The sequence below is a fragment of the Lentzea sp. NPDC042327 genome, assembly GCF_040647275.1.
Lineage (GTDB): Bacteria > Actinomycetota > Actinomycetes > Mycobacteriales > Pseudonocardiaceae > Lentzea.
In genome coordinates this window covers 11,435-36,497 of sequence record NZ_JBEZBX010000010.1, presented here as the reverse complement: position 1 = coordinate 36,497, position 25,063 = coordinate 11,435, and the positions used below count along the sequence as shown (strand labels likewise).

General features: G+C 69.1%; 19 protein-coding genes. 12 read left to right on the top strand and 7 right to left on the bottom strand.

What is annotated here, in order from left to right; all coding sequences use genetic code 11:
* Nucleotides 1-21: 21 nt before the first annotated feature.
* The 5 genes from rpsJ to rpsL all read right to left on the bottom strand — a co-directional run bounded on the left by rpsJ (nt 22) and on the right by rpsL (nt 5,281).
* Nucleotides 22-327, bottom strand: a complete 306-nt coding sequence (rpsJ, locus tag AB0A63_RS25180; protein WP_003938093.1) for a 30S ribosomal protein S10 — start codon at nt 325-327, stop codon at nt 22-24.
* Between the two features lie 590 nt (nt 328-917).
* Entirely contained in the window at nt 918-2,111 is a 1,194-nt protein-coding gene (gene tuf, locus AB0A63_RS25175) for an elongation factor Tu (protein WP_360395730.1), read from the bottom strand.
* Nucleotides 2,112-2,255: 144 nt separating this feature from the next.
* Nucleotides 2,256-4,358: an elongation factor G gene (gene fusA / locus AB0A63_RS25170; RefSeq protein WP_360395728.1), complete on the bottom strand. Its 2,103-nt coding sequence runs from the start codon at nt 4,356-4,358 to the stop codon at nt 2,256-2,258.
* Between the two features lie 78 nt (nt 4,359-4,436).
* Complete coding sequence (gene rpsG / locus AB0A63_RS25165) at nt 4,437-4,907, bottom strand: 30S ribosomal protein S7 (protein WP_030478293.1); 471 nt, start codon at nt 4,905-4,907, stop codon at nt 4,437-4,439.
* The gene (gene rpsL, locus AB0A63_RS25160) at nt 4,907-5,281 is read right to left on the bottom strand and encodes a 30S ribosomal protein S12 (RefSeq protein WP_030473471.1); all 375 of its coding nucleotides are present in this window, start codon (nt 5,279-5,281) and stop codon (nt 4,907-4,909) included. The genes rpsG and rpsL overlap by 1 nt, the downstream gene beginning before the upstream one ends.
* Nucleotides 5,282-5,737: 456 nt before the next feature.
* Here rpsL and AB0A63_RS25155 point away from each other — a divergent pair, with 456 nt between their 5' ends.
* The 12 genes from AB0A63_RS25155 (at nt 5,738) to AB0A63_RS25100 (ending at nt 17,077) form a co-directional block, all read left to right on the top strand.
* Nucleotides 5,738-6,220 (top strand): hypothetical protein, encoded by a 483-nt coding sequence (locus tag AB0A63_RS25155; protein ID WP_360395727.1) that lies wholly within the window; start codon nt 5,738-5,740, stop codon nt 6,218-6,220.
* A gap of 45 nt (nt 6,221-6,265) precedes the next feature.
* Nucleotides 6,266-6,826: a YbaB/EbfC family nucleoid-associated protein gene (locus AB0A63_RS25150; RefSeq protein ID WP_360395725.1), complete on the top strand. Its 561-nt coding sequence runs from the start codon at nt 6,266-6,268 to the stop codon at nt 6,824-6,826.
* Nucleotides 6,823-7,131, top strand: coding sequence for a WXG100 family type VII secretion target (locus AB0A63_RS25145; RefSeq protein WP_360395723.1), 309 nt, complete (start codon nt 6,823-6,825; stop codon nt 7,129-7,131). Before AB0A63_RS25150 ends, AB0A63_RS25145 begins: the two co-directional genes overlap by 4 nt.
* 21 nt (nt 7,132-7,152) lie before the next feature.
* The gene (locus AB0A63_RS25140) at nt 7,153-11,730 is read left to right on the top strand and encodes a hypothetical protein (protein WP_360395721.1); all 4,578 of its coding nucleotides are present in this window, start codon (nt 7,153-7,155) and stop codon (nt 11,728-11,730) included.
* A complete protein-coding gene (locus AB0A63_RS25135) occupies nt 11,727-12,419 on the top strand; it encodes a hypothetical protein (RefSeq protein WP_360395719.1) in 693 nt (230 codons plus the stop codon). Before AB0A63_RS25140 ends, AB0A63_RS25135 begins: the two co-directional genes overlap by 4 nt.
* Entirely contained in the window at nt 12,416-13,936 is a 1,521-nt protein-coding gene (locus AB0A63_RS25130; RefSeq protein ID WP_360395717.1) for a hypothetical protein, read from the top strand. The genes AB0A63_RS25135 and AB0A63_RS25130 overlap by 4 nt, the downstream gene beginning before the upstream one ends.
* A gap of 35 nt (nt 13,937-13,971) precedes the next feature.
* Nucleotides 13,972-14,796: a phosphotransferase gene (locus tag AB0A63_RS25125; protein ID WP_360395715.1), complete on the top strand. Its 825-nt coding sequence runs from the start codon at nt 13,972-13,974 to the stop codon at nt 14,794-14,796.
* 40 nt (nt 14,797-14,836) lie between these two features.
* Nucleotides 14,837-15,148 carry a zf-TFIIB domain-containing protein gene (locus tag AB0A63_RS25120; RefSeq protein ID WP_360395713.1) on the top strand — a complete coding sequence of 104 codons (312 nt, stop codon included), beginning with the start codon at nt 14,837-14,839 and terminating at the stop codon, nt 15,146-15,148.
* A 93-nt stretch (nt 15,149-15,241) separates the two neighbouring features.
* Nucleotides 15,242-15,688, top strand: a complete 447-nt coding sequence (locus AB0A63_RS25115; protein WP_360395711.1) for a hypothetical protein — start codon at nt 15,242-15,244, stop codon at nt 15,686-15,688.
* Nucleotides 15,689-15,696: 8 nt separating this feature from the next.
* On the top strand, nt 15,697-16,134 hold the full coding sequence (locus AB0A63_RS25110; protein WP_360395709.1) for a hypothetical protein: 438 nt from the start codon (nt 15,697-15,699) through the stop codon (nt 16,132-16,134).
* A gap of 19 nt (nt 16,135-16,153) precedes the next feature.
* The gene (locus AB0A63_RS25105; protein WP_360395707.1) at nt 16,154-16,720 is read left to right on the top strand and encodes a histidine phosphatase family protein; all 567 of its coding nucleotides are present in this window, start codon (nt 16,154-16,156) and stop codon (nt 16,718-16,720) included.
* A 75-nt stretch (nt 16,721-16,795) separates the two neighbouring features.
* On the top strand, nt 16,796-17,077 hold the full coding sequence (locus tag AB0A63_RS25100; protein WP_360395705.1) for a DUF4287 domain-containing protein: 282 nt from the start codon (nt 16,796-16,798) through the stop codon (nt 17,075-17,077).
* A gap of 60 nt (nt 17,078-17,137) precedes the next feature.
* Here the strand turns inward: AB0A63_RS25100 and AB0A63_RS25095 are convergent, their stop codons facing one another.
* A complete protein-coding gene (locus AB0A63_RS25095; RefSeq protein ID WP_360395703.1) occupies nt 17,138-21,034 on the bottom strand; it encodes a DNA-directed RNA polymerase subunit beta' in 3,897 nt (1,298 codons plus the stop codon).
* Between the two features lie 115 nt (nt 21,035-21,149).
* The gene (locus AB0A63_RS25090) at nt 21,150-24,635 is read right to left on the bottom strand and encodes a DNA-directed RNA polymerase subunit beta (RefSeq protein ID WP_360395701.1); all 3,486 of its coding nucleotides are present in this window, start codon (nt 24,633-24,635) and stop codon (nt 21,150-21,152) included.
* Nucleotides 24,636-25,063: the final 428 nt, after the last annotated feature.

Below are 25,063 nucleotides of genomic sequence, written 5' to 3'. Positions count from 1 at the left end.
GTTACTCTCCGCGCCCAACGCTTACTGGATGTTGACGTCGACGCTGGCCGGCAGGTCGATGCGCATGAGCGCGTCAACCGTCTTCGGCGTCGGGTCGAGGATGTCGATCAGCCGCTTGTGCGTGCGCATCTCGAAGTGCTCGCGCGAGTCCTTGTACTTGTGCGGCGAGCGGATGACGCAGTACACGTTCTTCTCAGTGGGCAGCGGCACGGGCCCGACAACCCGAGCGCCGGTGCGCGTCACGGTCTCAACGATCTTGCGCGCAGACGCGTCGATCGCCTCGTGGTCGTAGGCCTTGAGCCGGATGCGGATCTTTTGTCCCGCCATGATGGCTTGCCGTTCCTCTGCTTCTCGTAACCGCTGCGGTGCGGTGCCTCGGATGAGGCCTGTTACAGCCTCTTGGCGCGCTCCGCCCCTGTTGAAGTGTCATGGTGCCCGGTCCACGCGGTCGGGCGTGTCGCGCCCGGTACGCATACCGGTCCCACGCAAGGTCTCCCCGGTGGGATTGGGCCTACCACAGCCCATGCACCCTGATGCCCATCTCCGCAAGGAGGCGTTCACTAACAGGGCGCGGACGCTCGGTCGAAGGAGATGGGCACGCACGGATGCGACCCGGCCTTCGTCGAGCAACCCATAAAGGATGCCACACGGTCGCGGGGCACTCCAAATCGGGGTGGGTCAGTTGGAGGCAGATCACGTGCGGATCTTGTCCGACGAGCCGCCCGATCGGTCGCGTGTGGACCGACGAGCGAAACGGACCCGTTGCCCGGCAACGAGATCCCCGCGGCGGATCTACCTCGCGCGCCGCGAAACATTTCCGGCGTGAGCTGTCGCACACGCCTGGTCCTGCTACGACGAAGGCCGGGCCAACGCGAACGTTGGCCCGGCCTGACGCCGAACTAACAGCTAGAGCCAGGTCACTTGACGATCTTGGTGACCGAGCCGGCGCCGACGGTGCGGCCACCCTCGCGGATCGCGAAGCGGAGGCCCTCGTCCATGGCGATCGGCTGGATCAGCTTGACCGACATGCCGGTGGTGTCACCGGGCATGACCATCTCGGTGCCCTCGGGCAGGGTCACGACGCCGGTCACGTCCGTCGTCCGGAAGTAGAACTGCGGACGGTAGTTGTTGAAGAACGGCGTGTGGCGGCCACCCTCGTCCTTCGACAGGATGTAGACCTGCGCCTCGAACTCGGTGTGCGGGGTCGTGGTGCCCGGCTTGACGATGACCATGCCGCGCTCCACCTCCTCGCGCTTGATGCCGCGGAGCAGCAGCGCGGCGTTGTCACCGGCGCGACCCTCGTCGAGGAACTTCTTGAACATCTCGATCGAGGTGACAGTCGTCTTCTTCGACTGCTCCTTGATGCCGACGATCTCGATCTCGGAGTTCACGTTGATGATGCCGCGCTCGATGCGACCGGTCACGACGGTGCCGCGGCCGGTGATCGTGAAGACGTCCTCGACGGGCATGAGGAACGGCTTGTCGGTCTCGCGCTCCGGCTCCGGGATCGCCGAGTCGACGGCGGCCATGAGCTCCAGCACGGACTTGCCCCAGGTCTCGTCACCCTCCAGCGCCTTCAGCGCCGAAACGCGCACGACCGGCAGGTCGTCGCCCGGGAACTCGTACTCGGAGAGCAGCTCGCGGACCTCGAGCTCGACGAGCTCCAGGATCTCCTCGTCGTCGACCATGTCGGCCTTGTTCAGCGCGACGACGATGTAGGGGACGCCGACCTGGCGGGCCAGGAGGACGTGCTCCTTCGTCTGCGGCATCGGGCCGTCGGTCGCCGCGACCACCAGGATGGCGCCGTCCATCTGCGCCGCACCGGTGATCATGTTCTTGATGTAGTCGGCGTGACCGGGGCAGTCGACGTGCGCGTAGTGACGGTTCTCCGTCTGGTACTCGATGTGCGCGATCGAGATCGTGATGCCGCGCTGCTTCTCTTCCGGCGCCTTGTCGATCTGGTCGAACGCGAACGAAGCGTTGACATCGGGGTACGCGTCGTGCAGAACCTTGGAGATCGCCGCGGTCAGCGTGGTCTTGCCATGGTCGATGTGACCGATGGTGCCGATGTTGACGTGCGGCTTCGTCCGCTCGAACTTCGCCTTCGCCACTGGATTGTCCTCCTGGACTTCTTTTGCTGGTCCGGCCGGCTAGGGGCGGCCGGCCGGACTTACACGTCAGGGTCAAAAAGTAGCGGACCCCAGGGAATCAACCCCGGAGAGCCCGCGGTGGAACTGCGGTGCTCCGGTGTGGGGTTATTCCCCAGTCGCCTTCGCGATGATCTCCTTCGAGACGTTCGCGGGAACCTCTGCGTAGGAGTCGAACACCATCGAGTAGTTGGCACGACCCTGGGTCTTGGACCGCAGGTCACCCACGTACCCGAACATTTCCGACAGCGGGACCAGCGCCTTGACGACGCGGATACCGCTGCGCTCCTCCATGGCCTGGATCTGGCCACGGCGGGAGTTCAGGTCGCCGATCACGTCGCCCATGTACTCCTCGGGCGTCGTGACCTCGACGGCCATCAGCGGCTCGAGGATCGCGGGAGACGCCTGACGGGCGGCTTCCTTGAGGGCCATCGAACCAGCGATCTTGAACGCCATCTCCGAGGAGTCGACCTCGTGGTAGGCGCCGTCGAGCAGCGTCACCTTCACGCCGACCAGCGGGTAGCCCGCCAGCACGCCGTACTGCAGCGCGTCCTGCGCACCCGCGTCGACCGACGGGATGTACTCGCGGGGGATGCGACCACCGGTGACGGCGTTGACGAACTCGTAGAGCGCGCCGTCTTCCTTCTTCTCCAGCGGCTCGACGGTGACGAGCACCTTCGCGAACTGGCCGGAGCCACCGGTCTGCTTCTTGTGGGTGTAGGAGTACTTCTCCACCGCCTTGCGGATGGTCTCCCGGTACGCCACCTGAGGCTTGCCGATGTTGGCCTCGACCTTGAACTCGCGGCGCATGCGGTCCACCAGGATGTCCAGGTGGAGCTCGCCCATGCCGGCGATGATGGTCTGGCCCGTCTCCTGGTCGAGGTTGACCCGGAACGTCGGGTCCTCCTCGGCCAGCTTCTGGATCGCGGTGCCCAGCTTCTCCTGGTCGGCCTTCGTCTTGGGCTCGATGGCGACCTGGATGACCGGCTCGGGGAACGTCATCGACTCGAGGACGATGGGGTTCGCCGGGTCGGCGAGGGTCTCACCGGTCGTCGTGTCCTTCAGACCGATCACGGCGTAGATGTGACCGGCGATGGCCTCGGTGACCGGGTTCTCCTTGTTGGCGTGCATCTGGAAGATCTTCCCGATGCGCTCCTTGCGGTCCTTGGTCGCGTTGACGACCTGGGTGCCGGAGGCGACCTTGCCCGAGTAGACCCGGATGTAGGTCAGCTTGCCGAAGAACGGGTGCACGGCGATCTTGAACGCGAGCGCGGAGAACGGCTCGTCGGACGAGGCCTTGCGCGACACGACGGTCTCGCCGTCCTGCAGCGTGCCCTCGACCGGCGGGAGGTCCAGCGGCGACGGCAGGAAGTCGATCACCGCGTCGAGCATGGGCTGGACGCCCTTGTTCTTGAACGCGGAGCCGCAGAGGATCGGGTAGGCGGTGCCCTCGGCAACGATCTTGCGGAGGCCGGCCTTGATCTCCTCGACGGACAGGTCGCCCTGCTCGAAGTACTTCTCGGTCAGGTCGTCGTCGGTCTCGGCGACGGCCTCGAGCAGCGCCTCGCGGAACTCCTGCGCCTTCTCGACGAGATCCGCGGGGATCTCCTCGATCGCGTAGTCCTCGCCCTTCTGGACCTCGCCGCGCCAGGTCAGAGCGCGCATCTCGATCAGGTCGACGACGCCGATGAAGTCGCTCTCGGCACCGATCGGGATCTGGATCGGGAGGGGCTTGGCGCCCAGGCGCTCGGAGATGGTGCGGATGGTGAAGTAGAAGTCCGCGCCGAGCTTGTCCATCTTGTTGACGAAGCAGATGCGCGGGACGTCGTACTTGGTCGCCTGCCGCCAGACCTGCTCGGACTGCGGCTCGACGCCCTCCTTGCCGTCGAAGACGGCAACGGCGCCGTCGAGGACGCGCAGGTTGCGCTCGACCTCGACGGTGAAGTCGACGTGGCCGGGCGTGTCGATCAGGTTGATCTGGTGGTTCTTCCAGTAGCAGGTCGTCGCGGCCGACGTGATCGTGATGCCGCGCTCCTGCTCCTGCTCCATCCAGTCCATCACGGCAGCGCCGTCGTGGACCTCGCCGATCTTGTAGCTGATCCCGGTGTAGAACAGGATCCGCTCAGTCGTCGTGGTCTTGCCCGCGTCGATGTGGGCCATGATCCCGATGTTGCGGACCTTGGCAAGATCAGTGAGCACGTCCTGTGCCACGGGTCTTTCCCCTGTCTTGAGCTTGTGGGCTCACTAGGGCTGGGAGCGCCCGGCCTGACCGGCAGGCCGGGCGGCACATCACCAGCGGTAGTGGGCGAAGGCCTTGTTGGACTCGGCCATCTTGTGAGTGTCCTCACGGCGCTTGACGCTCGCACCGAGACCGTTGCTCGCATCGAGCAGCTCGTTCATCAGACGCTCGACCATGGTCTTCTCACGGCGCTGCCGGGAGAAGGTGATCAGCCAGCGCAGCGCCAGCGTGGTGGAGCGGCCGGGCTTGACCTCGATCGGCACCTGGTAGGTCGCACCACCGACGCGGCGGCTCTTGACCTCCAGCGAGGGCTTCACGTTGTCCAGCGCGCGCTTCAGCGTGACGACCGGGTCGGTGCCGGTCTTCTCGCGAGCACCCTCGAGGGCTTCGTAGACGATCTTCTCGGCCACGGAGCGCTTGCCGTCCACCAGCACCTTGTTGATGAGCTGGGTCACGAGCGGCGAGCTGTAGACCGGGTCAGAGATAAGCGGCCGCTTCGGGGCCGGTCCCTTGCGGGGCATCAGCTCTTCTCCTTCTTCGCGCCGTAGCGGCTGCGAGCCTGCTTGCGGTTCTTGACACCCTGCGTGTCGAGAGAGCCACGGATGATCTTGTAGCGAACACCCGGCAGGTCCTTCACACGACCACCGCGCACGAGCACCATCGAGTGCTCCTGGAGGTTGTGACCCTCACCGGGGATGTAGGCCGTGACCTCGATACCGCTGGTCAGCTTCACGCGAGCGACCTTGCGCAGTGCGGAGTTCGGCTTCTTGGGGGTGGTGGTGTAAACGCGGGTGCACACACCGCGCCGCTGCGGCGAGCCCTTGAGGGCCGCCGTCTTCTGCTTGGCCACCTTGTCCTGGCGGCCCTTGCGGACCAGCTGCTGGATCGTTGGCATTCGCCGGCTGCTTCTTCCGTCTTCTGCGGGTTCCCCTTGCGGTTCACCCTCGTGTTTCTTGATCCCTCTCTGCACCCGAGGTCGGGCGTGTCGCCCGCTACTCAGGTCCGCAAGCAACAGTTCGACTGCCACCGCGAGTGGAGGACACCGCGGCCTCACGGGCACGCGGAGCGGCCCGACATGGGTCGGGCACGAGTAGCAAAGATACCCGCCCACGTCTACCTGGGTCAAAACGGGGGTACCGCTCCCGCCCGTGCAGTAGACATGGTCCGCACATCAAGCTCTACCTGGGGGAAGCGGTTTTGTCACAGCCCACCGCCGCCTCGTCACCCGACCGTGCGGTCAGCGCCGCCGCAGGACCCGGTGGTCCGGCCGCGGACGCCGGCTCCCGGCCGCGGGCGGTGCGACTTTCGCCACAGCAGCTGTCCGACGTCCGCATCCCGGAGGTGTGAGGCCATGTCGAAGCACCACTTCGCCGTGCGGAAGCTCGTCGCGGTCACCGCGTTGGCGCTGGTCGTCTCCGGCTGCTCGCTCTGGACCGAGCAGCCCGGCGTCGGCGAGTGCGCCAAGGTCGTGGACCTGTCCCGCGACAAGGCCGAGCTGACGAAGGTGGACTGCGCCGCGCAGGACGCCACCTACCGGCTGGTGTCCATCGAGCGCGGCGTCACCGCGCCCTGCCCCGGCGGCGACTACGTGGAGGAGGCGTCGGCGCGCAACCGCAAGACCAAGCGCAAGACGCGGGAGTGCTACTCGCTGAACGTGCGCCAGGGCGACTGCCTCCAGCAGGTCGGCGACTTCGACACCAAGCTCGCCTGCGGCACCGGCACCCGCAGGGTCACCAAGGTGGTCGACGGCAGGTCGGACCGGTCGTTGTGCGGTCCCGACGACGACACCAGGACCTACGACCGGCCGCCGACGACGATCTGCATCACCAAATGATCCATACGCCCGACAGGCCGCAGGGGCGTTCGGTACGTTGCCGCAGTGCTCGATGACGAACAGCTAGCGGCTCGTAACGCAGAGTTGCGCGGCACGCTCGACACCCTGATGCGCGAGCTCAAGGAGCGCACGGACGGGTTGCGGGACGCACAGGCGGCTATCGCGGCGATGTCGGGTGTCGCGTCCTCACCGGACGGCAACGTCGTGGTGACCGTGGACGCGACCGGTGTGCTGGACGAGCTGGAGCTGGGCCCGCGGGCGTTCGACCGGGTGACCCCCGAACAGCTGGCGCAGACGATCACGCAGGTGGCCCGCCGTGCCGCGATGAACGTGCGCGAGCAGGTCAACGCCGAGATGGCCCCGCTCACCTCGGAAGAGGGCATGGTCGACCTGCCGGACGTCGTGCCGGGCGCACCGTCGCTGAAGGACTTCTTCAAGGTCGAGCAGCGCGAGGAGCCCGCCGCTCCGCCACCACCGTCCGATGAGGACTTCGGCTCCTCGGTGCTGCGCCGCGAGGCCCGCCCGGTGCAGCGCGCCGGTTCCGCCGAGTCCGACGACGAGGACTTCGGCGGCGACTCGATCATGGGCAGGGGCCACCGCTGGTGAGCGGGCACACGTGGATGGAAGCGGCCGGCGTGCGCTCGGCCGCGGCGAAGATGGGCCACGCGGGCGAGGAGATGGGCACGCACGCGGCGGCGCTGGCCCGCGGTCTCGACGCCGAGGGCCAGTGCTGGGGCAACGACGAGGCCGGCCAGAAGTTCGGCACCGACTACGCCCCCGCCGCGCAGGCCGTGCGCGAGGTGATGGCGAAGGTCGCGCAGACGTTGCAGGACATCGGGAAGAACCTCGAAGAGTCCGCGAACCTGATGGAACAGCAGGACGACTTCAACGCACGCGGCATCAGCGGTTAGCAGTCTGGGGGGATTGCCGCAATGGGCATCGAGATGCCCGCCGAGGTCCGCTGGCTCATCCCGATCGTGGTGGGCGACAGCTGGCCGGAAGGCGACGAGACGGCACTGCAACGCCTCGCCGAGGTGTGGCAGACCGCCGCGACCGACATCGACAACGCCATGCGCGAGGCCGACGACGCCGTGGCGCAGGCCACGTCCCACATGGACGGCGAGGCCGCGGAGGCGTTCAAGAAGTACTGGGAGAAGTTCGTCAAGGGCGAGGAAGCCACCTTGCCCAAGATGAAGAACGTCTCCGAGAAGCTCGCCACCGCCTGCCGCAACTGCGCCATGCAGATCGAGTACGCCAAGCTCTCGATCATCATCGCGCTGGTGATCCTGGCCATCCAGATCGCCGCGATGATCGCCTCCGCGGTGGCGTCCTTCGGCGCCTCGACCGCAGGCATCGTCCCCGCCCAGCTGGCCACCCGCGCCGGCGTGCAGATCGTGTTCCGGCAACTGGTGCAACGGCTGATGCAGCAGGTCGGCCGCAACCTCATCGGAAAGCTCGCCGTGCAGGTGGGCATCGAGGTGGCCACCTCCGTGGCCACCGACCTCGCCGTCCAGGGCATCCAGCTGGCCAAGGGCACCCGTTCCGAGCTCGACGGCAAGCTCACCCTCGACGCCGCCAAGTCGGGCCTCATCTCCGGCGCCGTCGGCTTCGGCGTGGGCGCCGGCGCGGGCAAGGCCCTCGGCGACGGCGTAGGCGACTCGATCGGCCGCTCCATCGGCCGCAACGCCGCCGAGGAAGCCCTCATCGGCGCCGGCTCCGCACTGGCCGAGGGCGCCCTGTCCGAGGAGGGCATCCAGGCCGGGGACGTCCTCTTCGGCGCCACGTCGGGGGCGGTGAGCGGCAGCGTTTCCGGCCTCAAGTCGGGCATGGAGGGCGTGAACGCCGACTTCGACGCCCCTGCGGCCGGCGACATGCCCACGGCACGCCCCGACGGTCCGCCCGCTGCGCCGTCCGCTCCCCCGGTCGCCCCTCCTGCGGCGTCTTCCGCTCCCGCAGTCGCACCTCCTGCGGCGCCGTCCGCTCCCCCGATCACCCCTCCTGCGGCGGCTTCGACCGCGCCGTCCGGGTCGGACAGCCCTCCCCCGCCGCGTGCCGCGGACGCGGTGAACACGTCGTTCGCGGGCCCACCCACCGACCAGCCGGCGCACCGCCCGGCCACGCCCGAAGCGGCCCCGTCCTCCGCTGCCCCGTCCTCCGCGGCGGCTGCTCCGCAGCAACCGCAGGGCTTCCAGCACGCTCCCGCACAGACCGGTCCAGCGCCGCAGGGTCCGGGCCAGCAGAGTCCGGGCCAGCAGGGCTCACCCGCCGCGGCTCGCTCGGTGCCGACGACGGCCCCCTCGACCTTCTCGCCGAGCAGCGCACCCGTCTCGACGCCGGGTGGGCACGCCGGCACCTCGCCGACCAACGCCGGTCCTCACCCGTCCGGCAGCAGCCACCAGCCCGTGCCCGTCGGCAGCAGCACGTCCGCACCCCACGGCCACACCGGCCCGGCACCGTCGGCACCTGCCCCCGGCAGTCAGGCGCCAACCGGCCCGGTCCCGTCCGGCCCCGCCTCCCACGGCAACCACGCGCCGAACGCCTCCGCCCCCTTCCAGCCGGCACCGACGACCTCGGCCCCACCGCCGACCGCTCCGCGCACACCGCCGGCGGACGGCGTGCACCAGGCGGCGACGTCGGCACCTCTGCTCCCGCCGACGCACCGCACTGCCAACGACGTCCCCCAGCACCAGCCTGCCCACGTGCCGCCACAGCACGCCCAGACCTCCCCGCCGCAGCACGGCCAGGTGCCACCGCCGCAGCACCGCTCCGCTCCACCGGCAGCCGCTCCGGCACCGCACCGCGCTCCCCAGCCTCCCCCGTCCCCGCACCGGCCGGCCCACCCCGCGGGCCCGTCACCGCACGCCCGTCCGTTGCCACCGGCCGGGCCGTCCCCGTACCCCGCGCACGCACCACAGCCGCCTGCCGACGCCGCCTCGCCGCACGAACGGCCCGCGCGCACGCCGTGGGAGGAGCACAAGAGGCTGCGGAGCCCGGTGCCGCTGCCGGACCGCTTCGAGCACCTGCGGGACGACGTCAGGCACACCCGGTCCGGCCTGTCGCTGCACGACGACGAGTTCAAGGCCTACTCGCAGTCGGCGGCGATGGTCGCCCCCGACCCGCACCGCTACACCGTTGACCTGCACGGTTCCACCGACGACGTCCGGGTGGGCGGCACCAGGCTGACGCCGGAGGACCTCGCCGACATCATCAGGTCGAGCGGCGACTGGGACGGCAGGCAGCCGATCCGCCTGGTCTCCTGCCAGACCGGCACGAGGTCGGACGGGTTCGCGGCCCGGCTGAGCCAGGAGCTCGGAGTCGACGTCGTCTCCCCCACCAAGGACGCGTGGGTCGACGACATGGGCAACGTCTTCGCGAGCTCGTCGCACTTCGACCACGTCCGCGGCGACTTCTCCCCCGGCTGGCCGCCGAACGGCGACTGGGTCACCTTCAAGCCGGACGGCACCAGCACCCGGCACGACCGCCCGACCCCGCCCGGCACGACCCCCACGTGGGGCGGCGCGACACCGGAGCACCGTCCGCGCGCATGGCGCCGCGGCGAACCGACGGACTGGGTGCGCGACGCGTCCGGCGAGTGGCACCCGGTGCAGCCGGACGGCCACCAGCGACCGGTCCACCCCGGCGCACCACCACCGGGCTGGTCGGACCGGCAGCCACCGCGGCGGCAGGGACCTCCACCGGGGCTGCCGCCTCGCAGTGGGACGCCCGTGGGCGGGATGCCTCCGGGTGGGGTTCCGCAGCGCCCCGCCCACGGTCCCGGCCAGCCGTGGGCAGGGCAGCAACGCCCGCAGCACGGAGCCGACCCGCGCACGTGGCACCAGCAGCAACGCCCGCTCCAGCCACCGGTCGGCCGACACCCGCAAGCAGGGCAGCACCCCCAGGCGGGACCGCGTCCGCAGCAGGCCGGACCACGCCCGCAGGCCGGACCACCTCCGCAGGCCGGGCCTCGCCCGCAAGCCGGACAACATCCACAGCCTGGTCAGCACCCGCAGACCGGTCAGCACCCGCAGCCCGCGCCACGTCCGCACACCGGCCATCACCCGCAGGCCAGGTCACACCCGCCGGCTGGGCAACACCCACAGGCCTGGCAACACCCACAGGCCGGACCACGTCCGCACACCGGCCAGCACCCACAACAGGGCAGGGCCGCACCACAGCAGGGCCAGCCCCCGCAGCACCACGGTCACCCGCAGCACAACGGCTACCCGCAACACCACAGCCACCCACAGCACCGCAGCCACCCGCAGCACCCCGACCAGCTGCGGCGCCCGATGGCGCCTCCCGCCGGCCACCACCCCCGGCAGGCACGGCACACCGCGCCGCCGAACGCCGGTCCTCCTCGCCCGGTGCACCCGGCACAGGGCCCGCAGCCACCTCGCCGGCCGATGCCCCCGGGCAGCACCCAGGACCAGCCGTGGAACCGACCGGCCGATCCGGCACGGCACCAGCCGGCCCCGGTCCAGCACACGGTCCCCACCAGGGCCGACGCACCGCAGCCCAGGAGCACGGAACCGGAAGCTCCTCGACGGCAGCGGTCGCTGGAGGACATGAGCCAGGCGGAGCTGGAGCAGCACGCCGTCAAGCTCTACGCGCTGGAGCACCCCGAGCTGTCCATGGCCGAGGTGTGGATCCGGACGGCGGGCCTCGAGGTCGGTCCCGACGGCAGGTTCATCGAGCCGGACGCGGCCTCGACCGCACCCCGCGAGTCGGCGCAGGACGCGATGCAGCGCAGGTTGAACAAGGCCGCGACGGAGTACGTCGACCGGGTGTTCAAGAACAAGGGGGAGATCACCGGCGGGCGCAACGACGAGAAGCCGACCTTCACCCCCGGTGGGGAGCTGCCGCCCGGCCACACCCGCCAGGCACCGCCCGGGATGCTCGACGGCGCTCCGGTCCGGGTGGACGTCTCGGCCATCCCGGAGAAGCCGGTCTACCGCGACGTCCAGGGCCTGCGGCAGATGCTCAGCCAGCCGCTGCTGCGCATCGACGGCGGCAGTGCGGCCGACATCCACGCCGGTCAGGGCATCGCGCCGCGCAACCCCGAGGCGCTGAGCATCAACAACCACGTGGCGGGCGGCGCGATGTCCGGGTTCGGCGACAAGATCGTCACGGGCTCCGCGCACGTGTCGTTCACGATGGACGTCGACCACGCGCCCGGCCGGTTCGAGACGAACATGAGGTTCAACGCCGACACGGACGTGAAGACGGAGAGCGGACTCAACAAGAGGGTGGAGCGGATCACGGAGGCGTACCACCCGAACGGCGTCAACGTCGACTTCACCTACCACGACGCGGGCCAGAACGGCACGCACGGGGAGTCGGAGTACGTGTTCCCCGGCGGCATGGGCAACGAGTACGTCTACCGGACCTGGGAACGCGTCACCTACTTCGACGACAACGGCGACATCCACGACACCAGCGTCGGCAACCCCCAGGTGAACGAGAACTTCAAGTGGCTCGCGGAAATGCAGGAGCTGGAGGCAGAGCTATGAGCGGGGTGCCAGAGGTGCACGTCGACTGGTACCTGGGCAGGTCCCCCCTGCCCGACGTCGACGACGAGGGCATTGCCCTGGCCGCCCGCAACCCCGGTGGTCAGGTCGGCTACTACGACCTCCACCAGCCGCGGGAGAAGCGCGACGACACCCGGACCCTGAAGGGGCTCCGCGAGGTCGGCCCGGACGGTGCGTTCACCGGTGAGGAGTGGCGCAACCCCGGTTTCGTGCCGCACCCGGACACCGCGGGCACCAGGTTCCACACGGACTTCGAACTGGAGCTGTGGCGCACGATCAACGGGTTCGTGCGGCTCGGGCCGTTCGCGCGGGCGTTCGCGGAAGCGGAGCTCATGGCCATGTGCGACGAGGGCGAGGAGCTGGTGCTCCGGCCGAACGAGCACGGCGACCGCACGCTCGACGTCTGCACCTCGTTCGTGCGGGTGCCGAGCACCTGGCCGCACTGGACGTCGGTGCGCGGCATCGACCTGATCAGGCACCTCGGCCACGGCCGCCACCACGTCGGCCTGCAGCTCAACCGGTCGTCCAAGCCGAAGCTGCGGATACCGGCGCAGACGCTGGCCGAGCTGCACCGGGCCGAGAGCGAACGAGTCAACGACCTCATGCGCGTCGGGCCGCTTCCCGCGACGCCGACGCCGATGGGCACCGCGATGCCGGGAGGACAGCAGTGAAGGCGATCTTGTCCGGTCCGCTGGGCAGGACCACGCACGCGGTCTGGTCCGACCAGCTCTGCGTCGCGCGTGCGGGGCAGGACGGTGCGCGCCAGTACGTCGTCGTCGATCCCGACCCCGACGACGACATCGCGGGCACGCCGTTGCAGCGCAGCCTCGTCGAGTCGTGGTTCACGCTCATCACCGTTGCCCTGGCCGGTGAGACCGCCGCCGAGGTTGTCGCCGCCGACGGTGCGGACCTCGTCACCAGCCCGCTCTCCCTGCGGGTTCCCCGGAGCTGGCGGCTGCGCGGGCCCGCCGGCGAGTTCGACCGGCTCTGCCAGGTGCGGGTCGACCACCTGTCCTTCCTGGACGAACCGCCCGCGGCGCACGGCGTCTCGCTGGCGTGGGGACCGCCGGGGGAACCGGACCTCGACGCGATCGTCGACGCGATCACGGCGGAGCTCGCCTCGTCCGCACCCGAGGGGTGGACGCGGATCAGCGTCGAGTGCGACGCGACGGCCGGGTGGCAGGTCCTCACGACCACGGTGACGACGGCGGACGGCGAGGAGGTGCACTGGCTGCCGTCGGCGGTGGTGAGCCAGTGGTTCCACCGGCTCAGGGCCGCGGGCTACTCCTACCCGTTCGGGGCGTGGTTCACCGCCCGCTACGTGCTGGAGGACGGCGGTCAGCCGACGCTGGCCTTCGACACCGAGGCCGAACCCGCCTGGCGGCCGTACTTCAGCGACCTCGCGGACTTCGCGGCCCAGGCCCTGCGGCACGAGCCGACGTTCTACCCGCGCAACCCCCGGTACGTGCCGGGCTGGCTCAACGCGGCGCTGAGCACGACCGGCACGCTGAAGCCCGAGCCGCGGGCGAAGGCACCGCACCGGCCGGAGCTGCTCCTGGCGCGGGCGGTCGACGGCATGTCCGCGGACGGCGTGGCGCTCACCTACCGCACCCCGGTCGTGCGGTTCGAGAAGCAGGCGGTGCTCGACTACCTGCGCGGCGCACCGGTCGTGCTGTCCTCCCGCGGTCTCGCACCCGACCTGGTCGACCCCGAGCACCCGGAAACGGTGCCGATGGTGTTCCACACCGACGGCAGGTGGGTCTGGTCCGGTTCGGTACCGCACTACCTCGAACACCACGACATCGCGCCGGACACAGCCCTGCTCGCGCACATCAGGGCCAACCGGTACCGCCCGCCCGACCGGCTGCCCTCCGCGGTCAGGGCGCGGGCACTCGCGACGGCCACCGGCAGCGCCGAGGAGGAACCGGGGCTGCAGGAGGAGTTCGAGCAGGCGGCGAGCGCCGCCCTGGACATCGCCGCCCACCTCGGCCTGGACCCCGCGCGCTACTCGGTGGGCGAGCAGGTCGACGGCGCGCTGTGCCTGGTGCGGGTCGGTGACCGCTACGCCGTGTACTGGGTGAACGAGGACGAGCGGCGGTTCTACGCCGAGTTCGACAGCCCGGGAGACGCGGCGACCTACCTGATCGGGTTCTTCTACTCCTACGCGGGATCGCTGCAACGAGCGTGATCCCCACGCGGTGGCCACCTGGTTCACTGTGCGGCGTGGACGACCTGATCGCGGCGATGGCCTCGTTGACCGGCTCTTCCGGCGACCCGGAGGTGCTGGGCGGCGACCGCGGTGACGTCGTGGTGGTGCGGGTCGGTGATGTGGTGGCCAAGGCGCACTCGGCGGACACCGACGTCGAGGCGCTGGCGCAGCGGCTGGAGATCGCGGCCGCGCACCCGGAGCTGATGCTGCCGCCGTTGCGGCCGGTGCAGTTCGTGGACGACCGGCCGGTGACGGTGTGGCCGTACGGGACGCCGGTGAGCCAGGCGGACCCGGACGCGGCGCCGTGGGAGGAGAGCGCGCAGCTGCTGGCCCAGCTGCACGCGCTGCCGGCACGGGGGCCCGTGGCGGGGGCGCCGGAGCGGATCGTGCGGGCGATCAGGGCGTTGCCGCCGGAGCTGCCGCACGCGGACGTGGTGCTGGCGGCGTTCGCGGTGCTGCCGCCGCTGGGCATGTCGACGCGGGCGTTGATCCACGGCGACTGGCACCTCGGGCAGCTGGTGCACCGGGGGGCGTGGCGGTTGATCGACGTGGACGACCTGGGGGTGGGCGACCCGGTGTGGGACCTGGCCCGACCTGCGGCGTTGTTCGCGGCGGGCATCCTGCCGGCGGACCTGTGGGCGCGGTTCCTGAACACCTACCGTGAAACGGGGGGTGTGGCGCTGCCGACATCAGAATGGGAAGCGCTCAACATCCCGGCCCAGGCGTACGTTGTGCAAATGGCAGCGCGGGCACTCGTGACCGGTCTGCAGGCCATGGAACCGCTGGTCGAGGCTTGTCGTCGGATCGCTGCGGCGCATGAGCACGAGGACCGCGGCTAATATCGTTTTTGTCCGGTCCCACCGCAGGAGGCTCACCACGATGCAGTGTCCCAAGTGTCATGCGAACATGCGCACGTTCGACCGCATGGGCGTTCACATCGAGCAGTGCGACGGCTGCCGCGGCGTCTTCCTCGACTACGGCGAGCTCGAGTCCATCACCCGCCTCGAGGCCCAGATGCACACGCCGCCGCCGGCCGCTCCGGCCCCGCCGCCCGTCGCCTACCCGCAGCCGGTCCAGCCCGGTTGGGGCGCCGCGCCGCAGCAGGTCCACCACCACCACGGCGGCCACCACGGTTATGGCTACGGCCACCGCAAGCACCACGGCCTCTCCGGCCTGTTCTTCTCCTCCTGACGCCCGCGCGACGGCCCCGGACCCCCGACTCCGGGGCCGTTGACGACTACCGAGAATCAGGGCGATAATCGGTAGTCAACGGGAGGAGGAGCGATGTCCGTCGCAACCGAGGCCGCCCAGATCCGCGACCTGTTCGACACCATCGAAGAGCTCGAGTCCGTCGCGTCTTCCCTGGCGGAGGACGACGAACGCCGCCACCGGCTGGACGGCGTGGTGGCGAAGACCCTGCGCCAGGCCCCGCCGGTGCGCCCGGTGGTGGCCGGTGAGCTGCTCGACCTCACCGAGAAGACCGTGAAGGCCTGGGCCCGCGAGGGCGTACTGGCCATCCACAGCCAGGAACCGCGCATGCTGCTCGACACCGTGCGCCTGCACGAGGTGCTGCACCTCGTGTCCGACCTCCGCCGCGCCGGCAAGACCCGCGGCCTCCTCGACGAAGTCCACCGCCGCCTCAGCGACCAGTCACTGCTCGAACGCAGCGACCTCGCCGCCTCCCTCGACGAGATGCGCAGCGGCAGGGGACGCGTGGTCCGCCCGGTCTGAGATCCCCTTTGCTCCAGGTCGTAGAAACCCACACCGCCCACGCCCAGGCAGCCGGCCTCCGCGGCCGCGCCCGCGTCGCCTACGAGCGCTTCCTCGACGAGCTCGCCCACTCCGGCTGCGCCGCCCTCGGCTACCGCGTCACCGGCCCCGAACCGCTGCCCCGCCTGTGCGTGAAGCACCTGCGCGGTGCCGACCGGGTCGTCGTCGCCTTCCCCTCCCCCGACGTCGTGTGGGTGCTGCTGGTCGGCCCGCACGACGACGATCCCGGCCTCGACCTCTACGAGGTGCTGTACGAGATGGCCGGCGTCCGCCCGCGGTTGTCGGAGAAGCGCACGAAACCGCGGTGCTGCACCGACGAGTCCGGCGTGCCGCCGCTGGTGGACGAGCAGCTGGTCGACGACCTCGTCCTGCGGGCCCGCGCGCTGGCCCGTGCCCGTCGCCGCTGATCGCTGCCACACTCGGCTGATGCGCGCCGAAGTTGTCCTGGTCCGGCATGCCCGGTCGACGCCTCCCCGCCGCGGCGGCCCTGACGAGTACCGCAGGCCGCTGACCACGGAGGGCCTGGCGCAGGCCGAACACCTCGTCGCGCACCTCGCCGGGATCGAGCCCAGCCTCATCGCCTCCAGCCCGTACCTGCGGGCGGTGCAGACCGTCGAACCGTTCGCCCGCGCGCTGGGCCTGCCCGTGCGCACCGGCCACGACCTGCGGGAGTGGGACTCCGGCATCGACCCCACGCCGGACTACGCGCGCCACTACGCCGAGAGCTGGGCCAACCCGCACTTCGCCCGCCCCGGCGCGGAGAGCCTGCACCAGCTCACGGCCCGCGCCACGGCGGTCCTGACCTCGCTCGCCCGCGAGCACCGGGACGGCCCCGTGGTCATCGGCAGCCACGGCACGTTCGTGTCCCGCGCGCTCGTCGGCTTCGGCGCCGGCACCGTGGACCACTCGTTCTCGCAGGCCATGCCGATGCCGGCGATCTACCGGCTCCGCTTCACCGACCACGGTGTCGAGGTCTCCGGGCCGGGGCTGTGACTCACCGACAATAAAAGTTGTCAAGACAGCTTGAGTTGTCCTAGGCTTGCGGCATCACGACGAACGGAGACGGCGATGTCCTTCCAGGCCTACCTCGACGGCGCGGAGAAGAAGACCGGCAAGACCCCGGCCGAGCTGCTGGCGGCCGCCGCCGAGCAGGGCTACGACGGCAGCACGAAGGCGGGCGTCTTCCTGGAATGGCTGAAGACGGACTACGACCTGGGCCGCGGGCACGGGATGGCGCTCTACCACGTGCTCAAGAACGGCGCGGAGATCAGCGCCAAGCACGTCGGCAGCACCGGCAGCCACCGGGACGACTCCACCGCGCTGCGGCTGGACGGCCTCGCCCACCGCTGACGGCACAAACGGAACGGCCCCCGGAGCAGAAGCTCCGGGGGCCGTTCTCCACTAGCGCGTTCAGCGGTAGTCGCGACCGAAGTCGTAGTCGTCCAGCGGCACCGCGGCACCAGTGCCCGTGCCGAAGACGTCCGGGGTGTAGTACCCGTCGTCGTACGAGGGGATGGCGTACGCGGCAGCGCGCGCCTCCTCGGTCGGCTGGACCTGGATGTTGCGGTAGCGGTTGATGCCCGTACCGGCCGGGATCAACTTACCGATGATGACGTTCTCCTTCAGACCGATGAGCTTGTCCGAACGCCCGTTGATGGCGGCGTCGGTCAGCACACGCGTGGTCTCCTGGAACGACGCGGCGGACAGCCACGAGTCCGTTGCCAGCGAGGCCTTCGTGATGCCCATCAGCACCGGACGTCCGGCCGCCGGCTCGCCACCCTCGGCGACGACGGCGCGGTTGCCCGACTCGAAGTCCGCGCGCTCGACCAGCGAGCCCGGGAGGAACTCCGTCGCACCCGAGTCGATGATCGTGACCCGGCGGAGCATCTGCCGGACGATGACCTCGATGTGCTTGTCGTGGATGGCCACACCCTGGGCGCGGTACACCTTCTGCACTTCCTGCACCAGGTGCAGCTGGGCCTCGCGCGGGCCCATGACGCGCAGGACCTCGTGCGGGTCCGGGGTACCTTCCAGCAGCTGCTGACCGACGGCCACGTGGTCGCCGTCCTGCAGCGGGCCGGTCGCCGTGTTCGCGAGGCGCTGACGCTTCGACAGCTTCTCGAACACGATCTCCTCGGAACCGTCGTCCGGGATCAGCGTGATCTTCCAGAAGCGGTCGCCGTCCTCGATGCGGACGCGGCCGTCGACGTCGGCGATCGGCGCCTTGCCCTTCGGGACGCGGGCCTCGAAGAGCTCCTGGACACGGGGCAGACCGGTCGTGATGTCGTCACCGGCCACACCACCCTGGTGGAACGTGCGCATCGTCAGCTGCGTGCCCGGCTCACCGATCGACTGGGCGGCGACGATGCCGACGGCCTCGCCGACGTCGACCAGCTGACCGGTCGCCATCGAGCGGCCGTAGCAGGACGCGCACACACCGACCGCGGACTCGCAGGTCAGGACCGAGCGCACCTTCACGCGGATGATGCCCGCGTCGACCAGCGACTGGAGCGCCGGGTCGCCGAGGTCGTCACCGCGGTTCAGGACCAGGTTGCCCTGCGCGTCGAGGATGTCGTCCGCGACGGTGCGGGCGTAGACCGAGGTCTGCGCGAACTCGTGCAGGCCGACCTTGTCGCCCAGCTGCTCGCCGACGGTCATCTGGACACCACGGGTGGTGCCGCAGTCGACCTCGCGGATGATGACGTCCTGCGAGACGTCCACCAGACGACGGGTCAGGTAACCCGAGTCGGCGGTGCGCAGCGCGGTGTCGGCCAGACCCTTGCGGGCACCGTGCGTCGCGATGAAGTACTCCAGCACCGACAAGCCCTCGCGGAACGAGTTCTTGATCGGGCGCGGGATGTACTCACCCTTCGGGTTGGTGACGAGACCACGCATACCCGCGAGCGAACGGACCTGCGTCATGTTGCCGGCGGCGCCGGACTGCACGATGACGCGGATCGAGTTGTCCTCGGGGAAGTTGTCTTCCATGATCTCGTGGACCTGCTCGGTGGCCTTGGTCCACACCTTGACCAGCTCGGAGTTGCGCTCCTCGTGGGAGAGCTGACCGCGCTGGTAGCGCTTCTCCACCGCGTCCGCGAGGCGCTCGTGCTCCTCGAGGATGTCCTGCTTCGCGGCGGGGACGAGGACGTCCGAGATCGCGACGGTCACACCGGAACGGGTGGCCCAGTGGAAACCGGCGTCCTTCAGCTTGTCCAGCGTCCGGGCGACGGTGACCATCGGGTACCGCTCGGCCAGGTCGTTGATGATGATGGCCTGCCGCTTCTTGGGCATGACCTCGTTGATGAAGGCGTAGTCCTGCGGCAGGATCTCGTTGAACAGCACGCGACCCAGCGTGGTCTCCGCGAGCCACGGCTGACCGGGCTCCCAGCCCTCGGGCTCCTGGCCCTTGGGCGGGTTCTTGTCGGAGACGCGGATCTTCACCATCGACTGCAGGCCCAGGACCTTGCGGTCGAACGCCATCAGGGCCTCGGCGGGCGACGAGTAGAAGTGGCCCTCGCCGATGTCGCCGGGCTTGTGCCGGGTCAGGTGGTACAGACCCGTCACCATGTCCAGACGCGGCATGGCCAGCGGCTTGCCGGACGCCGGGGACAGGATGTTGTTCGACGACAGCATCAGGACGCGGGCCTCGGCCTGCGCCTCGGCGCTCAGCGGCAGGTGGACCGCCATCTGGTCACCGTCGAAGTCGGCGTTGAACGCCTCACAGACCAGCGGGTGCAGCTGGATGGCCTTGCCCTCGACCAGCTGCGGCTCGAAGGCCTGGATGCCGAGGCGGTGCAGCGTGGGTGCGCGGTTGAGCAGCACCGGGTGCTCGGTGATGACCTCTTCCAGCACGTCCCACACGGCCGGGCGCGCACGCTCGACCATCCGCTTGGCGGACTTGATGTTCTGCGCGTGGTTGAGGTCCACGAGCCGCTTCATCACGAACGGCTTGAACAGCTCCAGCGCCATCTGCTTGGGCAGACCGCACTGGTGCAGCTTGAGCTGCGGGCCGACCACGATGACCGAACGGCCGGAGTAGTCGACGCGCTTGCCGAGCAGGTTCTGGCGGAACCGGCCCTGCTTGCCCTTCAGCAGGTCGGACAGCGACTTGAGCGGGCGGTTGCCGGGCCCGGTGACCGGGCGGCCGCGGCGGCCGTTGTCGAACAGCGCGTCGACGGCCTCCTGCAGCATCCGCTTCTCGTTGTTGACGATGATCTCGGGCGCGCCGAGGTCGATCAGTCGCTTGAGGCGGTTGTTGCGGTTGATCACGCGGCGGTACAGGTCGTTCAGGTCCGAGGTCGCGAAGCGGCCACCGTCGAGCTGCACCATCGGGCGCAGGTCCGGCGGGATGACCGGGACGCAGTCCAGGACCATGCCCTGCGGGTTGTTGCGGGTCGCCTGGAACGCGGCGACGACCTTGAGGCGCTTGAGCGCACGCAGCTTCTTCTGGCCCTTGCCGCTGCGGATCGTCTCGCGCAGGACCTCGGCCTCGGCGTCCACGTCGTAGTCACCCAGGAGCTTCTGGATGGCCTCGGCGCCCATGGCACCGGTGAAGTAGTCGCCGTAGCGGTCGTACAGCTCGCGGTAGAGCAGCTCGTCCGCGATCAGCTGGGCGCGCTCGAGCTTGGTGAAGGTGGACCAGATCTCGTCGAGGCGGTCCAGCTCGCGCTGGGCGCGGTCGCGGAGCTGACGCATCTCACGTTCGCCACCCTCCTTGACCTTGCGGCGCACGTCGGACTTGGCGCCCTCGGCCTCGAGCTCGGCCAGGTCGGCCTCGAGCTTCTGGGCGCGGGCCTCCACGTCGGCGTCGCGGCGGTTCTCGACGCGCTTGCGCTCGACCTGCATCTCGCTCTCGAGCGTCGGCAGGTCGTTGTGGCGCAGCTCCGCGTTCACGCCCACGATGACGTAGGCGGCGAAGTAGATGATCTTCTCGAGGTCCTTGGGGGCCAGGTCGAGCAGGTAGCCCAACCGGCTGGGGACGCCCTTGAAGTACCAGATGTGCGTGACCGGAGCGGCGAGCTCGATGTGGCCCATGCGCTCACGACGCACCTTCGCGCGGGTCACCTCGACGCCGCAGCGCTCGCAGATGATGCCCTTGAAGCGCACGCGCTTGTACTTGCCGCAGTAGCACTCCCAGTCCCGGGTGGGACCGAAGATCTTCTCGCAGAACAAGCCGTCCTTCTCGGGCTTGAGCGTGCGGTAGTTGATGGTTTCGGGCTTCTTGACCTCGCCGTAGGACCACTGGCGGATGTCGTCCGCGGTCGCGAGACCGATGCGGAGCTCATCGAAGAAGTTGACGTCGAGCACGTCTACTCTCTTCCCCTTTTTAGATCGGTGGCAAAGGAGCTGGTCGGAGGGCCGGTGAGGGACTGCGTCCGATTTCTTGGCTCGGAGGCAGCCCCATCACCAGCCGGCGAGGTGACTAGTTGACGACGTCGTCCACGGAGGGCGACTCGGACCTCGACAGGTTGATGCCGAGGTTCGCGGCCGCGCGCTCCAGGTCCTCGTCGTCGCCGTCGCGCATCTCGATCGCGGCACCGTCCGAAGACAGGACCTCGACGTTGAGGCAGAGCGACTGCAGCTCCTTGAGCAGCACCTTGAAGGACTCCGGGATACCGGGTTCCGGGATGTTCTCGCCCTTGACGATGGCCTCGTAGACCTTCACGCGGCCGAGCACGTCGTCGGACTTGATGGTGAGCAGCTCCTGCAGGGTGTACGCGGCGCCGTACGCCTGCATCGCCCAGCACTCCATCTCACCGAAGCGCTGACCACCGAACTGCGCCTTACCACCCAGCGGCTGCTGCGTGATCATCGAGTACGGGCCGGTCGAACGCGCGTGGATCTTGTCGTCCACCAGGTGCAGCAGCTTCAGGATGTACATGTAGCCGACCGACACGGGGAACGGGTACGGCTCGCCGGAGCGGCCGTCGAAGAGCTGCGCCTTCCCGTTCTCCTTGACCATGCGCTCGCCGTCGCGGTTCGGGATCGTCGAGCCGAGCAGGCCCGTGATCTCCTCTTCCTTCGCGCCGTCGAACACGGGGGTCGCGGTCTTGGTACCGGGCTCGACCTCCAGCAGGTCCTCGGAGAGGTTCTTCGCCCAGTCCGGGTCGCCGTTGATGCTCCAGCCCTGCTTGGCGATCCACCCGAGGTGGGTCTCCAGCACCTGGCCGATGTTCATACGACGCGGAACACCGTGCGTGTTCAGGATGATGTCGACCGGCGTGCCGTCCTCGAGGAACGGCATGTCCTCGACGGGGAGGATCTTGCCGATGACGCCCTTGTTGCCGTGGCGGCCGGCGAGCTTGTCACCGTCCTGGATCTTGCGCTTCTGGGCCACGTAGACGCGCACGAGCTCGTTCACGCCCGGAGGCAGCTCGTCGTCGTCCTCGCGCGAGAACACGCGGATGCCGATGACCTTGCCGTACTCGCCGTGCGGCACCTTGAGGGAGGTGTCGCGGACCTCGCGCGCCTTCTCACCGAAGATCGCGCGGAGCAGGCGCTCCTCCGGCGTCAGCTCGGTCTCGCCCTTGGGCGTGACCTTGCCGACGAGGATGTCGCCCGGCTGGACCTCGGCACCGATGCGGATGATGCCGCGCTCGTCGAGGTCGGCGAGGACCTCCTCGGAGACGTTCGGGATGTCCCGGGTGATCTCCTCGGCGCCGAGCTTCGTGTCGCGGGCGTCGATCTCGTGCTCCTCGATGTGGATCGAGGTGAGAACGTCGTCCTGCACGAGGCGCTGCGACAGGATGATCGCGTCCTCGTAGTTGTGGCCTTCCCACGGCATGATCGCCACGAGCAGGTTCTTGCCGAGCGCCATCTCGGCGTTCTCGGTGCACGGACCGTCGGCCAGGACCTGGCCCTGCTCGACCCGGTCGCCCTCGTTGACGATGGGCTTCTGGTTGATGCAGGTGCCCTGGTTCGACCGGCGGAACTTGTGCAGCGCGTAGGTGTTGCGCGCACCGTCGTCAGCCATGACGGTGATGTAGTCGGCGGAGACCTCCTCGACCACACCGGTCTTCTTCGCGACGACGACGTCACCGGCGTCGACCGCGGCGCGCAGCTCCATGCCGGTGCCGACGAGCGGCGACTCGGAGCGGAGCAGCGGCACGGCCTGGCGCTGCATGTTCGCACCCATCAGGGCGCGGTTGGCGTCGTCGTGCTCGAGGAACGGGATCATGGCGGTCGCGGCCGACACCATCTGGCGCGGCGAGACGTCCATGTAGTCGACGTCGGTCGGGTCGATGAACTCGACCTCGCCGCCCTTCTTGCGGACCAGGACGCGGTCGTCGGTGAAGTTGCCCTCGTCGTCGGTCGGCGAGTTCGCCTGCGCCTTGACGAAGCGGTCCTCCTCGTCCGCGGTCAGGTAGTCGATCTGGTCGGTGACCCGGCCGTCGACGACCTTGCGGTACGGCGTCTCGATGAAGCCGAACGGGTTGACCCGCGCGTAGGACGAGAGCGAACCGATCAGGCCGATGTTCGGGCCTTCCGGCGTCTCGATCGGGCACATGCGGCCGTAGTGCGACGGGTGGACGTCGCGGACCTCCATGCCGGCCCGCTCACGGGACAGACCACCGGGACCCAGCGCCGACAGGCGGCGCTTGTGGGTCAGACCCGCGAGCGGGTTGGTCTGGTCCATGAACTGCGACAGCTGCGAGGTGCCGAAGAACTCCTTGATCGCCGCCACGACGGGACGGATGTTGATCAGGGTCTGCGGCGTGATGGCCTCAACGTCCTGCGTGGTCATGCGCTCGCGGACGACGCGCTCCATGCGGGACAGACCGACGCGGATCTGGTTCTGGATCAGCTCGCCGACCGTGCGCAGGCGGCGGTTGCCGAAGTGGTCGATGTCGTCGACCTCGACCGGCACGTCGCCACCGGCGGCGGCGTCCATCATCGTCTCACCGGCGTGCAGGCGGACGAGGTACTCGATCGTCGTGACGATGTCGTCCTCGGTCAGCACACCGGTGTTGATCTCGGTGTCCAGGCCCAGCTTCTTGTTGATCTTGTAGCGACCAACCTTCGCCAGGTCGTAGCGCTTGTCCTTGAAGAACAGGTTCTCCAGCAGGGCCTGCGCGGACTCCTTCGTGGGCGGCTCGCCCGGACGCAGCTTGCGGTAGATGTCGAGCAACGCCTCGTCGGTACCCGCGGTGTGGTCCTTCTCGAGCGTGGTCAGCAACGTCTCGCTGAACGCGAACCGCTCGCGGATCTGCTCCGTGCTCCAGCCCAGGGCCTTCAACAGCACCGTCACCGGCTGGCGACGCTTGCGGTCGATGCGGACACCCACGGTGTCGCGCTTGTCGACGTCGAACTCCAGCCAGGCACCCCGGGACGGGATGATCTTGACGCTGAAGACGTCCTTGTCCGTCGTCTTGTCGACCGCGGTGTCGTAGTAGACACCAGGCGAGCGAACGAGCTGCGAGACAACCACGCGCTCGGTGCCGTTGATGATGAACGTGCCCTTGTTCGTCATCATCGGGAAGTCACCCATGAACACCGTCTGGCTCTTGATCTCGCCAGTGGTGTGGTTGGTGAACTCCGCCGTGACGAACAGCGGTGCCGCGTACGTCATGTCCTTGTCCTTGCACTCCTCGGTCGAGGCCTTGACCTCGTCGAAGCGCGGGTCGGAGAAGGACAGTGACATGGAGCCGGAGAAGTCCTCGATCGGCGAGATCTCGTTGAGGACCTCTTCGAGGCCGCCCGTCGGGGTCTCGTCGCCGGCGTCGACGCGGCGCTGGAACCACGCCTCGTCACCGGTGAGCCATTCGAAGGACTGGATCTGCAGGTCGAGCAGGTTGGGCGTCTGAAGCGGCTCGTGAATCTTCGCGAAGGAAACTCGCTTCGGCGCTCCAGGGATCCCCGACGTGGAGTTGGTCGCAGCAGTGGCCTTGGTCGCGCGAGAGATCGCCAAGATGCGTCCTTCCAGGGACAAATAGCTGGCTAGAGCGAACTAGCACGGCTGTCTAGGGTGCGGCGCTGCTCGACTAATCCACGCTCTCGGCGAAGGGCAAGCGGAAAATGGGCAGCGCAAAGGGGCAGTCTAGCCACACGCACGGCGACTGTCGAGAGGCACCTGGAAGGACCCTCCTCTTGCTCACCGACAGAGTGACCCTGCATGAGCGCGCAGTCAAGATGTCGAGCGCTTATCCACTCTCTGGATGGAGCGCCGTTCACCGACCGTCATCCAGTTGACCTGCACAAACACGTGTACGCCCGGTTTGGTGGGAAGTTGACGGCCTCAAGCGCTCTTACAGAGCGCCACAAGAAACCGTGTGACCGAGATCACGCGTGTCGGGTCTGGCGAAGGGGCCCTTTGGGGTGCTTCCAAGCCCTTTGCGG